This window comes from Streptomyces sp. NPDC031365 (assembly GCF_055569765.1).
Genome location: NZ_JBVIIM010000029.1, coordinates 88,278 through 102,006 on the forward strand (window position 1 = coordinate 88,278; position 13,729 = coordinate 102,006).

Annotated in this window: 10 protein-coding genes and 1 pseudogene; 4 read left to right on the plus strand and 7 right to left on the minus strand. The window is 71.8% G+C overall.

Annotation, left to right across the window (positions count from 1 at the left end):
• Nucleotides 1–101 precede the first annotated feature (101 nt).
• Together ACZ5C2_RS31580 and ACZ5C2_RS31585 are read left to right on the plus strand one after the other, a co-directional pair.
• Nucleotides 102–1,077, plus strand: a pseudogene (locus ACZ5C2_RS31580) (trypsin-like serine peptidase).
• A gap of 156 nt (nucleotides 1,078–1,233) precedes the next feature.
• Nucleotides 1,234–2,112, plus strand: a complete 879-nt coding sequence (locus tag ACZ5C2_RS31585; protein ID WP_468799044.1) for a class I SAM-dependent methyltransferase — start codon at nucleotides 1,234–1,236, stop codon at nucleotides 2,110–2,112.
• A gap of 15 nt (nucleotides 2,113–2,127) precedes the next feature.
• Here ACZ5C2_RS31585 and ACZ5C2_RS31590 read toward each other — a convergent pair whose 3' ends face one another.
• The 6 genes from ACZ5C2_RS31590 to ACZ5C2_RS31615 form a co-directional block, all read right to left on the minus strand.
• Nucleotides 2,128–2,661, minus strand: coding sequence for a DoxX family protein (locus tag ACZ5C2_RS31590; RefSeq protein ID WP_468799046.1), 534 nt, complete (start codon nucleotides 2,659–2,661; stop codon nucleotides 2,128–2,130).
• 184 nt (nucleotides 2,662–2,845) lie between these two features.
• Complete coding sequence (locus tag ACZ5C2_RS31595) at nucleotides 2,846–4,405, minus strand: FAD-dependent oxidoreductase (RefSeq protein ID WP_468799048.1); 1,560 nt, start codon at nucleotides 4,403–4,405, stop codon at nucleotides 2,846–2,848.
• A gap of 79 nt (nucleotides 4,406–4,484) precedes the next feature.
• Nucleotides 4,485–5,399, minus strand: coding sequence for an AurF N-oxygenase family protein (locus ACZ5C2_RS31600; protein ID WP_468799050.1), 915 nt, complete (start codon nucleotides 5,397–5,399; stop codon nucleotides 4,485–4,487).
• A 626-nt stretch (nucleotides 5,400–6,025) separates the two neighbouring features.
• Entirely contained in the window at nucleotides 6,026–7,594 is a 1,569-nt protein-coding gene (locus tag ACZ5C2_RS31605; protein ID WP_468799052.1) for a mucoidy inhibitor MuiA family protein, read from the minus strand.
• 7 nt (nucleotides 7,595–7,601) lie between these two features.
• Nucleotides 7,602–9,677, minus strand: coding sequence for a DUF4139 domain-containing protein (locus tag ACZ5C2_RS31610; RefSeq protein WP_468799054.1), 2,076 nt, complete (start codon nucleotides 9,675–9,677; stop codon nucleotides 7,602–7,604).
• Between the two features lie 118 nt (nucleotides 9,678–9,795).
• Nucleotides 9,796–10,419 carry a CGNR zinc finger domain-containing protein gene (locus ACZ5C2_RS31615; RefSeq protein WP_468799056.1) on the minus strand — a complete coding sequence of 208 codons (624 nt, stop codon included), beginning with the start codon at nucleotides 10,417–10,419 and terminating at the stop codon, nucleotides 9,796–9,798.
• A 46-nt stretch (nucleotides 10,420–10,465) separates the two neighbouring features.
• Here ACZ5C2_RS31615 and ACZ5C2_RS31620 point away from each other — a divergent pair, with 46 nt between their 5' ends.
• A complete protein-coding gene (locus ACZ5C2_RS31620; protein WP_468799058.1) occupies nucleotides 10,466–11,395 on the plus strand; it encodes a ketopantoate reductase family protein in 930 nt (309 codons plus the stop codon).
• 1,214 nt (nucleotides 11,396–12,609) lie between these two features.
• Here the strand turns inward: ACZ5C2_RS31620 and ACZ5C2_RS31625 are convergent.
• Nucleotides 12,610–13,023 (minus strand): LPXTG cell wall anchor domain-containing protein, encoded by a 414-nt coding sequence (locus tag ACZ5C2_RS31625; RefSeq protein ID WP_468799060.1) that lies wholly within the window; start codon nucleotides 13,021–13,023, stop codon nucleotides 12,610–12,612.
• A gap of 182 nt (nucleotides 13,024–13,205) precedes the next feature.
• On the opposite strand from ACZ5C2_RS31625, the gene ACZ5C2_RS31630 reads away from it, so the two are divergent.
• Nucleotides 13,206–13,460 (plus strand): ASCH domain-containing protein, encoded by a 255-nt coding sequence (locus ACZ5C2_RS31630; RefSeq protein ID WP_468799062.1) that lies wholly within the window; start codon nucleotides 13,206–13,208, stop codon nucleotides 13,458–13,460.
• The last annotated feature ends 269 nt before the right edge of the window (nucleotides 13,461–13,729 follow it).

The window sequence follows — 13,729 nt, forward strand, 5'->3', positions numbered from 1 at the left end:
ATTCCGTGGCGCTCTGCCTGACGCACGTCGGTCCGCACAGCTCTTCGTTCCCCCATTCCGCCCGGGCCCGAATGGTCCCGGCACGGCAGTAGGAGACATGCGTGAGACGCCACCACACCGCTGTGGGCATCCTGTCGGCCGTCGCAGCCCTTTGCGCCGGTGGCCTCGCCGGCACCGTGAATGCCGCATCCGCCCCAGTGGCCGACGCGGCACCGGCCGTGACCCGTGCCGTCCCGCTCGCCGAACAGCACACGTCCCGCACCTTCTGGACCGCCGACCGGATGCGCCGCGCCACGCCGCTCGATCTGAAGCCGACACCCTCGGCCGCCAAGGGCCTCGAAGCCCCCGCGCCGGCCGGGAGGACCACAACCGTCGTACCGGGCGCCGCACCCGCTGCCTTCCCGCAGGCCGGAGGCCCGTGGACCGGCGCGGGAGCGGTGGTGTCGACCTCGGGCCGGGGGTTCTTCACCTTCCAGGGGCGTACGGCGTCCTGCTCCGGCAACGCCGTCACCAGTCAGAACGCCAGCACCGTCATCACGGCCGGGCACTGTGTGAAGTACCAGGGCAGCTGGCACACCAACTGGGTCTTCGTCCCGCGTACGACAACGGCAAGGCCCCGTACGGCCAGTGGACCGCCTCGCGGACGCTGACCAACCCGCCGTGGGAAGCGGGCGAGGACATCAACCACGACATCGGCGCCGCGGTCGTGGCCCCGCTGACGGGCAGACGCTCACCTCGGTCGTCGGTGCGCAGGGCCTGCAGTTCAACGGCGGCTACAACAAGCGGATGTACGCGTGCGGCTTCCCCGCCGCCGCACCGTACGACGGTACGAAGCTCGTGTACTGCAGCGGCAACAGCTCGAAGGACTTCCTCTTCTCGCAGGACCACAGCCTCGGCTGCACCATGACGGGAGGCTCCAGTGGCGGCCCCTGGTTCACCGGCTTCGACGAGACGACCGGCACCGGCCTTCAGGTCTCCGTGAACAGCTTCGGCTACACGTTCCTCCCGAACCGGATGTTCGGCCCGTACTTCGGCGACGAGGCGAAGGCCCTGTACGACAGGGCGCAGGTCTCCTAGACCACGAGGGACCGTCACGTCCGCGGGCGGCCGAACGACGGACGGCCGCCCGTCGCCGTGACCCGTCTTGCGTGCTCCGCAGCATGCTCGGCCATCGCCTTGCGCGTTCCGGGACGTGGCGGGCCACACGCGGACGGCCCGCCTAGCGTGAGGCGCATGAACCACGCCACCCCGCCCCAGGCATCCCACGGCACACACCACGCCCACCGGCACGATCCCGAGCACGACACGGGCGACCAGACGGAGTTCCTCGATCTGGAGGCAGAGGTACTCGCCGAACACACCGCGACCGTCACCGCCTGGCTGCCCCTCGGGACCGCCCCCCGCCACATCGTGGACCTTGGGTGCGGAACCGGGGCCGGCAGCCTCGCTCTGCTCGCACGCTTTCCCGGCGCCGAGCTGACCGCCGTGGACTCCTCCACCGCCCACCTGCACCGGCTGCACCAGAAGGCGGCGGCAGCCGGGGCGGCCGACCGCGTGCGCCTCGTACGGGCGGACCTCGACGCGACGGTCTGGCCCGGCCTCGGTGCCCCGGAGCTGGTCTGGGCATCGGCCTCCATGCACCACATGGCCGACCCTGCCGGCACTCTGCGCCGGGTGTACGAACTGCTTGCCCCCGGAGGACTGTTCGCCGTCGTCGAGCTGGCCGGCTCACCCCGGTTCCTGCCCGAGAAGGCCCCGGAGACCGCTCCCGGGCTCGAGGAACGCTGCCACGCCGTACTCACCCACCACCATGCCCGGCGGATGCCCCACCGAGGTGCCGACTGGGGAGCGATGCTGACCGAAGCCGGCTTCACCCTCGAAGGCGAGCGCACCCTCACGATCGGCATCGGCGCGGACCGCACGGAGGCGGTGGGCCGCTACGCGACCAGCAGCCTGCTCCGCATGCGCGACAGCGTGGCCACTGCCCTGACGGCCGAGGACCTGACCGCTCTCGACCAGCTGCTCGACACCGGCGGACCCCACAGCATCCTGCGCCGCGGCGACCTGAGCGTACGCACCGAACGCAGGGTCTGGGCCGCGCGGCGCCCCTGATCACAGCCGGAACCCTTACGAGTGCGCCTCGGGAGCTTCCGCGGCTGCCGGAGCCTCGGCGCGGAGGTGGCGCCGGCGCGGCAGCAGGGCGGGCGCCGCCGCTGCCAGGGCAACGGCTGCCGCGGCCAGTGCCCAGGGAACGCCGGACATCCCGTCCGCGCCCAGGGCATGGTCCACCGACCGGGAACCCGGGCCGGTCGTCGCCAGGACCAGTGCCAAGGCCCCGTAGACGAAGGGGACTTCATAGCCACCGAGGTGTGTCCAGAGGCTGTTCGACCCGTTGGGAGCAGCGGCGACGATCCTGGTGCCCAGGAGGATCGAGGCGGCGAGCGGCGTGGCCGCCCCGGAGGCGAGCAGGACGGCCCCGGTCAGTTCACAGGTGCCCGCGAGGAGCACCATGGGCCTTCCGGGACGGAAACCCCTGCTCTCGAAAACCAGGGCGGTGTCCCGCGGACCCGTGCCGCCGAAACGGCCCGGCAGCTTCTGGGCCGCGTGCCCGAAGAGCAGTACCGCCAGCAGCAGGCGCAGAAGCAGCAGACCGGCGTTCATGTCGTGATGTCCGGGTCGGAAGGGTGAAGTGCGCCAGCCGCTCGGTGCACTGCGCCTGAAAGCCCAGTCCTTCGTGGTCGCGTTCGAACATGGCGATGAACAGGGTGAGGGTGAGGAAGGGGTGGGCGCCGAGGGCGAAGAGCGCAACGGAGAGGGCGGACCTCACCCGACCGCGGCGCGGGCGTCAGCGTCGCCGGCGACGGACGAGCCGGCGGAATGCCTTGGGCCCGCCGTCCGGTGCGGACAGCGTCCCTGCCACCGCATCGGCCAGCAGGGAGCCGACGGTCTCCGCCGCGCAGACGCGGTTGGCGCCGATACCGCCCGAGGGCCCGCGTTTGCTCCAGCCCACGACATACGTCCCGGTCCTGCCGCTCACCCGCCCGCGGTCGTTCGGCACGGTCCCGGTGGCCTCGTCGAACGGAAGCCCCGCCTGCGGTACTCCGCGGTAGCCGATCGCCCGCAGCGCCAGGCCGGCCGGGATCTCCAGCTCCCCGGTACCGCCGGTGACACGCACCGCGCGGGCGTCCTCGTTGCCGCACACCGCCACCGGGGCGGAGAGGAAGCGGAACACGATGCGTCGCTGCTGCCGTCCCTCCGCGCCCGGCGACAGGGACCAGTCGACGGCCTCTCGCGCCACATCCCGCAAAGCCGCCGCCTTGTCCCCCGGGGCGGCGGCATCGATCGTGGTGCCGATGCGCGGATCGTGGTCGTCGACGATCAGGTCCACCCCGGAGAGGTGCTTCAGGGCGAGCAGCTCGGACCGGGTGTACGCCGCGTCCTGCGGGCCGCGGCGCCCGACCACCACCACCTCGCGCACCTTGCTGCGGCGCAGTTCCGCCAGCGCGTGGCCGGCGATCCCGGTGCCGGCCAGCGTCTCCGGGTCCGTGACCAGGATCCGGGCGGCGTCGAGCGCGACGTTGCCGTTGCCGACCACGACGACACGTTCCGCCGACAGACCGACGGCATCCGGCGCGACCTCCGGATGCGCGTTGTACCAGGCGACGAAGGTGGTCGCGGAGACACAGCCCGCCAGGGTCTCGCCCGGGATGCCGAGCCGCCGGTCCGTGGCGGCGCCCACCGCGTAGATCACCGCGTCGTGGTGGGCGGCGAGTTCCTCCGCCGTGATGTGGGCACCCACGTCGAGACCCAGGTACATCCGCACCCGGGGATGAGTGTGGAATCGGGCGAAGGTCTCGCCCACCTTCTTGGTGGACGGGTGGTCGGGCGCCACACCGTACCGGACGAGCCCGCCGGCGACCGGAAGCCGGTCGATGAGCGTCACCTCGGCCCGTGTGTGCAGCAGCAGGTCCTTGGCGGCGTACATGCCGGCCGGTCCGGTGCCGACGATCGCGACCCGCAGCGGCCCGAAGTCCGAGGGCAGCACCCGGTCGAAGGCCGGCTCGCCCCAGGCGTGGAAGTTCGGGCCCGGCCCTGTCGGGTCCTGCTCCGTCTTCTCCGCTCCCTCCGTCTCCTCCGGAGACTTCCCCCCGCCGGGCTCGAAGTAGGCGGCATTGATCCGCGCGTACTCCCGTTGGGCCGCGGGCAGCCGGTCGACCGGGAAGATGGCGTCCACCGGGCAGGCGTCGGCGCAGGCACCGCAGTCGATGCAGCTCCGTGGGTCGATGTGCAGCATCTCCGTGCTGCCGAAGGCCCGTTCCTCGGGTGTGGGGTGAATGCAGTTGACCGGGCAGACGGACACACAGGTGGCGTCGTTGCAGCAGGTCTGGGTGATCGCGAAGGCCATGGTCGTCCGCTCCGCTGAAGGCCGGGACAGGTGCAGTGGGCAGGGTGCAGTGGGCAGGTGGGTCGGGGCGGTGCAGTCGTCAGATGAGGTGGGCGCGCTTGTAGAAGAAGAGCGCGGGCCTCGTGAGCAGTCCCACCGAGGCCAAGAACTCCATCAGGCCCGAACAGCTCGCACGCATCATCGACTTGTGGTGCTCGTTGGCCTTCGCCTCGCGCAGCGCGCGTTCCTCGTCCAGACCGGCGTTCGCGTAGACCTTCCGGTTCACCATGCTGGTGACGATGACGTAGGCCGATATGGCTATGAGCAGGGCGTGGACCCGGCGGCGCAGCCGCCCAGCGCGCGCGAGGTGCCTGCGGGTCTCGTCGCGGGCGAACTTCATGTGCCGTGATTCTTCGACGACATGAATGTTGTTGATCGTGCGGACGAACGGCACGACCCGCTCGTCGCGCATCCAGTCACGCTGCATGACGTCCAGGACCTCCTCCGCGACCAGGATCGACGCGTACGCCGCCTCACCGAAGGCGACGGTCTTGAAGAACCTGCCGAGTTCGACGGCCACCCGGCGCGGACGGTAGGCCGGGGCCCGCAGCTTCTTCGCGCCGCGGGCGAACATGATCGAGTGCCGGCATTCGTCGGCGATCTCGGTGAGCGCCCACTGGACGGTGTCGTCCGTCGGGTCCTTGGCGTAGATGTCGCGCAGCACCAACTGCTGCAGGATCATCTCGAACCAGATGCCGGTGCTGGCGACGGACGCCGCCTCCTGGCGTGTCAGTGCCTTGCGCTGCGCGTCGGTCAGCTCGTTCCAGTACGGCGTCCCGTAGAGCGTGCTCCACTCCGGACTGGCGCCGTGGAAGGTGGTGTCGAGAGGCGTGTCCCAGTCGACGTCGGTGAGCGGATCGTAGGAGAGCTGCGCGGACGAGTCGAGCAGCCGCCGGGCCGCGCCGTCGTCGGAGGGCTGGGTCCGGGCCTCCGGCTGAGAGGTGCTGCTGGCCATGCTGAGGGCTCCTCCGGGTCGAGACCGTGCGTGATTACCGCGGGTAACAGCCGCCGCTTGCTGACGAACTGTATAGCAGGAGTGGCCGACTTCCTACCCTCCGGTAGGGAACTCCCGGCCGGAGCCGGAGCCGGAGCCGGAGCGGGAGTCGGAGCGGGGCCATCCGTATGATCAGTGCTCGGCCCCCGGCCTGCCATGTCGGACACACGGCCTCCCCCCGAACCGCTCGTCCCCCGGACCGGTCCCGCCGTGCTCGATGACCTCCGCTCACGACTGCGTGCGACGCGTCGGCCGGACGCGCCCGCGGACCTCCGGCTGGTCGCGGGGTGCCGACGTCGCCCACCTGCCCGGCCTCACCGCCTACTGGGCCAACTGCTTCGACGTTGCAGGCGCGGAAGGCCGCGCTCGCCCGGCTGCCGCGCTGCTCCGTCGGCCTCGGCATCCACGTCGCACACCGAACGCACGACGGACGTCGTCCACGTGAGTGAACCCGCCCGCGGCGGGACTTCGCACCGTTTCGTGGAACGCGGGCCCTGGGCGGAGGAACCGCGGGCGTGTTCGCCCCTACCGGACGGCGACGGACCGAGGAGGCGGCAGCGGCCGTGGCGCGGTCCTCCCACGCGGTCTCAGAGACCGGTGACCTTGCTGCTCGCCGAGACGTCGTAGACCAGGGTGACGGTGCGCCGGCTGCCGGGGCCCAGGGGGATGTTCCAGCGCACGATGCCGTCCGCGTCCACCGCGTCGGGCACGGGCGAGCAGGCGTCCCTGTGCAGGTGTACCTCCACTGCCGAGACCTCGGAGACGGGAATGCGCTCGCGGAGGGCGATCACCCTGTCGTCGTCCTCACCGGGGGCGGAGAACCTGGACAGATGCAGTCGGACGGTCCGGGTGAGCACGGTCCGCTGGGTGAGTCCGGCGGTCTCACGGGTCTCTTCGGTCTCCCGCAGGACCCGGTGGTCGTCCCGGCTGCCGAAGGCGAGGTCGACAGGGGCGCCCGGAGCCGTGAAGTCCAGGGTGCCGCGCCCGTTGAAGCCGCTGCCGCCGATGAGGTCGACAGGCCCGGCGAGCAGCGCGTGCCCGGACCGGTTGTCGAACCGGACCACCTGGCTGACCAGGGGTGACAGCTCGGGTGAGCAGGTGTACTCCGTGCGTGCCGAAGAGGTGAAGGAGGAGAGCGGAACGCGATGGGCGTGGCCGTCCGCCGGCACGGAGACCGGTGCGGGGGAGCGGAGCACCCGCACCTCGCCGCCGTCGTCCACTCCCGGCAGCCCGGGCACAGGGGCGGGGCCGAGTTCCGCGATCTCCTCCTCGCGCAGGCCGACATGGACGGTACGGCGCTCCGCGGCGGAGCGCTCCGTCAGTGTCAGCCGGTCCTCGCCGAGCCGTGGCGGCTGTGTCGCCGACGCGGAGCGGGCGGTCGACAGGGTCAGCCGGACGTTCGACCAGTCCTCGCCGGTGCGCTGCCAGACGATCGCGTCCGTGTCCAGGGTGAGGTCCTGCCCGTTCAGTACGGCCCGGTAGGCGGGCCGCCACAGCGCGCACGGGGTGAGATGGCTCAGCCGCAGTCCGGCCTGTCCGTCGGCGGGGGCCTGGACGGTCAGTTCGACGTGGCCGGTCAGCTCCGCGGGCTCCGTCCCGTAGAGGCCCATGGCACGATTGACCTCGGAGAGTTCGGCGGCGATGCCGGCCAGCCCGGCTTCCGCGGCGCGCAGCCGCTCACCGCAGGAGTCGCGTTCGCCGTCCACCCGGTCCAGCTCCCGGCTCCAGCGGTCGCGTTCCGTCTCTCCGGATCCGGCGCCCTCGGCGATGTCCCGCAGCAGGTCCGTGGCGAGACGGCCGAGCAGCTCGACGCGGGTGCGCAACCGGTCACGCCGCTGTTCCAGGGCAGACCGCTCCTCTTCCAGAGCCGTCACACGGCGGCGCAGCGCGGAGTCGTCGTCGGCGGGCTCCGGCCCGCGCGGGGTCCAGGTGCGTACGATCCGCACGTCGAGCACGGTCGCCGGGTGGCCGTCGGTCAATTCGGCGTGGAGACTGCGGTCGACGGCCAGCGCGCTGACCGGTCCCAGGCGCAGCCGCTGCGTGCCGGCCCGCAGATCGAGCACGGCGGTCCGCTCCACGTGGGCGCGGTCCTCCGTACAGGTGACGGCGGTGACCGGCAGGGCGATCAGGGGGATCGGCTCCGATGACGTAGACATGGCTGTGTCAGCTCCTGCGGTTGCCGCCGGTGAGGGCCTTGCCGGCCGGGATCCGGATCTCGTAGCCGCCGTCGAGTGCGGCGGTGCCACCGGCGGGAAGCTCGACCCGCCACAGACGCGTGCCCGGCGCGTGCCGCTCCGCGGCCTCGCCGCTCCCGGGCGCCGTCCAGTCGGCTCGTTCCTCGATCCGGACGTCCGCGTCGGCAGTGACGGGCACGCGCTCGCGTACTTCGACGCGGACGGGGACGGTGAGCCGGTTGGCCAGTTCGACGTGGACGCGGTGGTCGAGCACGGTGATGTTGTTGCGCAGACCGGAGGTCGACTCGTGCAGATTCGTACGGCGGGTGACCCTGATGGCCTCGGCCGGCCCGAGCCCCACCCGGCACTCACCGCCCGGGGCGAGAGTGGGCAAGGAGGCGGTCAGCAGGTGCTCCTCGCCCACGGTCACCTCCACCGGGCCGGACAGCAGGGCCTGTTCGGTGGCGTTGGACAGCATCAGCGTCGCGTACACGGTCTGTTCCACTGACGGTACGCAGACGTACTCGGTGCGCAGGCCGACCGGGATCTCGCCGACAGTGACGGTGTGCCAGGTACCGTCGGAGGGAATGTCGGCCGGTGCGACGGCGTCGAACCGGTGGTCGAAGGAGCCCGCGGACTCGCGGGGCCGCACGGCGTGCCCGGGAAGCGGCAGTGTGGCCACCGTCTCGGCGCGGCGGCGGTACTCGGCGGTCACCGGGTCGAAAACGGAGCCGGGGAACAGGCGGCCCCGGCGGCCGTCAGGTTCGTCCGGTCCGCACAGGACGAGCGCGGTGTAGTCGAGTTGGGCGCCGTCCGGCCGGGGCGGCCCGGCCGCGGGCGGAACGGGCGGGACGAGGCCCGCGGACTCCGCGGGCCGCGGTGCTGCCCCGGGGGCCGCGGGGGGCAGGGCGGCAAGGGCCGCTGCGGGCCTGGCGCCGGTACGTGGCCTGGCGCGTGTCAGGGGCTCGGACGGCGGAAGGAGATCAGCGCTGCCGTAGGCCTGCGAAAAGGCTTCCTCCGCGTCACCGGGCACCGGCCGCGCGCCGTAACCCACCGGTGCCGGTGGCGGAGGCGGCGGAACAGGACCGGAGGAGGCTGAAGCCCCGACGATCGGGGGTGCGGCGTTCGTGTCCGGCCGGGGGCCCGCCGCGTCGTAGCCGGTGAACAGGCCGCTCAGCCCTTCCGGATGCGCACGCCAGCCCGAGGGTGTGGGGGCGGGCTGACTGCGTCCGACCCGGACCGAGCGGAGCCGCGGCTGGTCCGTGCGACGGCGCAGGTCCGCGGTGGCCAGGGCGATCCGCACCCCGGTCCAGTCCTCACCCGTGCGCTGGGCTACCGAGGCCCGAAGCAGCAGGCGTCCTGCGGCGTCACCTTGACGGTACGTCAGGTGATAGGCCGGCACCCAGACGGCACCAGGCACCCCATACTCCACCTCCACCTCCACCTCCACCTCCGCCTCACCCGTGCCGTCCAGCGTCAGCACGGCACCGAACGAGGTGGCCACATGTGCCGACGGCGCATCGGTGGAGGCACGGGAGAGCCTGTCCACCGCGAGAGTGAGCTCGTGCTCGACCCGGCGCAGCTTCTCCTCCAGTTCGCGGAGCCCGCTGTGCAGCCCCGTCAGGCGCTCGTCGACGAAATCGGAGAGTTCCAGCCACGCGTCGACCGGTGTACGGCGGTGCGGATCGTCGCGCTTGCGGGCCGGCGGCACCGGACGCAGAGCGCTGATCTCCTCGATCATGGTCAGCTGCCGGTCGCGGCGGCCCTGCGCCTCCGCACAGTCGTCGCGCAGCCGCTCCACTTCGCGCAGCAAGGTGTCGGGACGGTCCGCGTCGTGGGGCTGGGCCTCGACCTCCACCCGGGCCTCGACAACCCGTGTCCCGGATGCTCCGAGGACTCGGGCCCGCAGCGAGTCCGGGTCCAGTGACCGGGGGAGTCCCGTCACCCGTACCTGTCCGCCCGCCGGCACCGTGCCCCGGGCCAGGCGGCGGCAGAGCGCACCCTGCGCGTACACCACCACCGAATCAAGTACCGACGCCCACCTCGGGACCGTCCCAGCCGCCATGTGTCCCCCATCCAGCCGTGTCCGTGCCGAGGGCAGCCTACGCCGTGGAATGTCGCTGATCGTGCCGGATCCCGGTGCCGGCGGGGTACGGACGAGCCGGACCCTCAGCGGCCGTGTGTCAGTGCGCTTCCCGGGCAGCGGCCCTGCGCCGTCGATGCGCCGCCGCCTTCGCATTGTTCCCGCAGCGCCGCATGGAACACCACTGACGCGACCGGCCCGAGGCGGGGTTGAGGTAAATCATCCGGCAGGTGTCGGACGCACACATGGCGAGGCGTGACCTGCGCGACGCATCGGACATCAGCTCGATCAGGTCCCGTGCGATCACCGACAACAGAGCGTCCTGGGTGAACCGGGTGCCGTTCCGTACCGCCCTGACCCCGTCCTCCGCCATCTCCAGTTGCGCGACGGGAGGCTCGGTCCTGGCCAGCTCGTTGACCAGGGCGATGGAACCGGGGTCGGGCCGGTGCCCGTCCACGGCCGAGGACGCGATGTCGAACGTCGCGGCACGCAGCCCGTGCAGTGAACGCAGAAGGGAACCCGGTTCGTACCCGGCGGCCAGGGTCACCCCCACCCCCCGGCACCAGGCGTCGAGCCGCTCGGCGTCGCCCAGGCGCTCGACAGCGCCCAGGGGCCGGCGTCCCACGGTCGCCACGAGGTCCAGGGACAGCGTGCCGGCATCGAAGCGCAGGGCCCGCACCCGGGCGGTGACCCTCGTACGCGTCTCTTGCCCTGAGCCTCCCATGGCGCGATAGTAACCTCTCGAACGGTTATCAAGAGGATGGATGCACATGCGTATCGCGGTTGTCGGTGCCGGTGGAGTCGGTGGCTACTTCGGAGCGCGCCTGGCGGCGGCCGGCCACGAGGTCACCTTCGTGGCCAGGGGCCGTCACTTGGCGGCGGTGCGCCGGTCGGGGCTGCTGGTTCGCAGCCCGCTGGGTGATGTGCGCACCCCACCCGACGCGTTCGTCGACCGTGTCGACCGCCTCGGCCCCACGGACCTGGTCATCCTCGCCGTGAAACTCTGGGACACCGAGGACATCGCCCGGCAACTGGCGTCCTCGGACGCGGGGAAGGCCCCGGTCCTCTCGCTGCAGAACGGGGTGCACAAGGACACCGTCCTCCGCCGGCATCTGCCCGACGACCGCGTCCTCGGGGGAGTGTGCTTCATCTCCGCGTTCATCGAGGAACCCGGCGTCGTCAGACACAACGGCGCGCTGCAGAAAATGGTCTTCGGCGCACGCCACCCGAGTCGGTCACCCGTCGTCGGCGGACTCCTGACCGCCTGCCACGAGGCGGGCATCGAGGCGGAGGCCAGCGAGGAGATCGACAAGGTGATCTGGGAGAAGTTCGTCTTCCTCGTCGGCCTGTCCGCGACCACGGCGGCCATCCGCCGGCCCATCGGTGTCGTCCGGTCCCACGAGCGTTCCCGCCTGCTGCTGCGCGAGGTCATGGAGGAAACCGTGGCCCTCGCGCAGGCGTCGGGTGTCCCGCTCGACGACACGTTCCCCGAACATCAACTGGCCTTCTGCGACACGTTGCCCGCGGACATGACCTCTTCCATGCACAACGACCTGGAGAACGGCAACCGCCTCGAACTGCCGTGGCTCAGCGGGGGAGTGGCCGACCTGGCGGACCAGCTCGGCGTCCCCGCCCCGCGCAATCGCACGGTGGCCGACATCCTGGCCCCGTACGTGAGCGGGGCACCGGCCGGCGCGTGACCCGGGCACCGGCGCCCAACTGTATGGCCACCACCGACCTGCCTCGGGTCACCAGATCAGGCACCAGTAGCTGCCATGGCGCCCGATGCCGACACGACCGCTCCGCGGAAGCAGGCGGGGGTCCGGCTGACCCGCGGCCGCCATGGAGCAGACGGCATCACCGACCGTGCCTGCGGCGGCCATGCGCCGGGCGGCGGCCGTCGCGGCCGCTGAGGTGTACCACTTGGTGGTCTTCGGATCGTCGCCGTCGGCCGTTCGTGCCGGTGAGGTGGGCTGCCGGTGGGGTGACTTGGGTGCGGACGTCGCAGTGGGTGACGCCGGGGCGGATGACGCCGGAGCGGATGTCTTGGCGGGCGGCGGTGGTACGGGCCGCGGGGGAAGCGGTCGTGACGTCGCTGCCCTTGATGCCGTGGGCCGCGCGGGAGAAGCCGGGGGTTGCGCGGTGAGGGACGGTACCGGGAGCTCCGGGGCTGTGGACCGGGCGGGTGACGGCGTCGATGCCGGCCTCGTCTGCGGGGGGCGTGCGGCCGTGGCGCCGGCCGACGCACCGGCCGAGGGCGGACGGGGCGCCGGCTCGCGGCTGCGCGGTGCCGTCCCGGCTGTCCGCAGGTGACTCGGCGGTGGAGGCTGGGTCGTCGGCCTCTGGGCCGTTGGCACCGGACCGGTCGTGGGCCTTTGGGCTGTTGGCGCCGGCCGCGTGGTCGGCACTTGGCCCGGTGCTTCCGGCCGGGGCGGCTGCCGGTTCGGCGTGGCGGGCTGACGGGAGCGGGATGCCGTCGGTGCGGGTGACAGCGTAGGAGGCGCCGGTGTCGTCGTCTGCCGCTCAGTGCCCGACGGCTGTGTTGCGAAGGTCCACGACGGCAGGGGGTTCAGCGTCGGTAGGGACAGGTCGTTCGAGGCCGTAGGCGTGGGGCTGGGTGTGCCGTCGTCCTGCGCCACCCACACCCACACGCCGATGCCGCCGAGGACGAGCGCAGCGGCGCCGCCTGCGACCCAGGGGGCACGCCCGGGTGGGCGTCGGTGACGGTTCATGGTCCCACTGTCCTACGCGACCCGGCAGGGCGCCTGTCGCGTCGTCCGGAAGTCGTGCTTTCCCCTCGCTCCCCGCGCCCGTCCGGGTGACGTGCGTGGCTTGTGGCAGTCGGCCCCGGGGTGACGCGTTCTTCGAACCACGGCACCGGGACCGGGGCCGCCACCGCCCGGCCCCTCTTCGGTCAGTTGTTGACGTCCCGGTCGAAGTCCTCGGCGCACGCGTCACGTTCGCTCTTCGTGTCGGCGTGCCGGACGCAGTCCTCGAAGTTCTGGAACTCGTCCGAGTTGAGGATCGACGCACCGATCGCGATGATCACCACGGATGCGATGAGTCCCAGCGCGCCGAGGACCGCTCCGGCGACCGACATCTTGCCGTGCGGGGCTCGGCCGCCCCGTGCCCTGCGCGCGCCGATGATGCCGAAGATCAGTGCCAGGAGCCCGAGCACCACACCACCGATGACGGTCCAGAACAGGACGACCGCCAGGACGCCGAGTATCAGCGCGGCGACAGCCAATCCATTGTTCCGCTTCACACCCGTGTCCGGATGCGTCGGCATGGAGTCGGCTCGCGTCGGCTGGTGTTCCGGGAAGGACATGTCATCACACTCATCTCTGCTGCTGCTCGGGTGAGTTGCCGTACGGGGCGATTGCCCCGATACGGACGGGGAATGCCTCCGTGTCCGCCGACCAGCAGCCCTGTACGACGCCACCGGCGCCGGTGACGCCACAATGATCGGTTCGAAGCGCCTTGCGCTCCGCGCGCGATCGAGCGAGCTGAATGAGCGGTGTGACCCCGGGGCGACGGTATGCGTGCGGGGAAACGGGCGGCCCGGACGACTGGGTCCGGCTGAACTCCCTGGTCCTGGCCGGACGGAAGACGGCGGCGACCGGTCTGCCGGCCGGGTACGTCGAGGAGACGGAGGGTCTCGAGTTCCTGGGTGAGCGGCTGGCGCTCCTGGACAACGACGGCCGTTCCGTCGGCACTCTCGGGATCACCTGTGTCGAGCAGAATTCCTTCGCCGAGGTGACATAGGAGCGTGTGGGCAACCCGGTCGACGACGACACACCCCTCGTGTGTCCCCACCTTCCGCCTCGAGGCGAAGGCCGGCGAATGAGTCCTGATCCGGGTGCGCCGGCCGGACCGCGGCGCACCTGGCGGGAGTGCTGCCGTTCACGGCACAGTCTCCGCCACACCCCGTACCGCCGCAACCCTCTCTGTCAGCCTTGGGTGAGACGTCCCGCTCTGCGGGGTTAGCCTGAGAGGGCACGACAGGAGAACCGCCCCATATGCCAAGCACTGAG

What these genes read in the sequence shown, in the direction of transcription:
- ACZ5C2_RS31585 (WP_468799044.1), top strand. Translation starts at nt 1,234, where the DNA reads ATGAACCACGCCACCCCGCCCCAGGCATCCCACGGCACACACCACGCC.
- ACZ5C2_RS31600 (WP_468799050.1), bottom strand. Translation starts at nt 5,399, where the DNA reads ATGGCCAGCAGCACCTCTCAGCCGGAGGCCCGGACCCAGCCCTCCGAC.
- ACZ5C2_RS31620 (WP_468799058.1), top strand. Translation starts at nt 10,466, where the DNA reads ATGCGTATCGCGGTTGTCGGTGCCGGTGGAGTCGGTGGCTACTTCGGA.
- ACZ5C2_RS31590 (WP_468799046.1), bottom strand. Translation starts at nt 2,661, where the DNA reads ATGAACGCCGGTCTGCTGCTTCTGCGCCTGCTGCTGGCGGTACTGCTC.
- ACZ5C2_RS31630 (WP_468799062.1), top strand. Translation starts at nt 13,206, where the DNA reads ATGAGCGGTGTGACCCCGGGGCGACGGTATGCGTGCGGGGAAACGGGC.
- ACZ5C2_RS31605 (WP_468799052.1), bottom strand. Translation starts at nt 7,594, where the DNA reads ATGTCTACGTCATCGGAGCCGATCCCCCTGATCGCCCTGCCGGTCACC.
- ACZ5C2_RS31610 (WP_468799054.1), bottom strand. Translation starts at nt 9,677, where the DNA reads ATGGCGGCTGGGACGGTCCCGAGGTGGGCGTCGGTACTTGATTCGGTG.
- ACZ5C2_RS31595 (WP_468799048.1), bottom strand. Translation starts at nt 4,405, where the DNA reads ATGGCCTTCGCGATCACCCAGACCTGCTGCAACGACGCCACCTGTGTG.
- ACZ5C2_RS31625 (WP_468799060.1), bottom strand. Translation starts at nt 13,023, where the DNA reads ATGTCCTTCCCGGAACACCAGCCGACGCGAGCCGACTCCATGCCGACG.
- ACZ5C2_RS31615 (WP_468799056.1), bottom strand. Translation starts at nt 10,419, where the DNA reads ATGGGAGGCTCAGGGCAAGAGACGCGTACGAGGGTCACCGCCCGGGTG.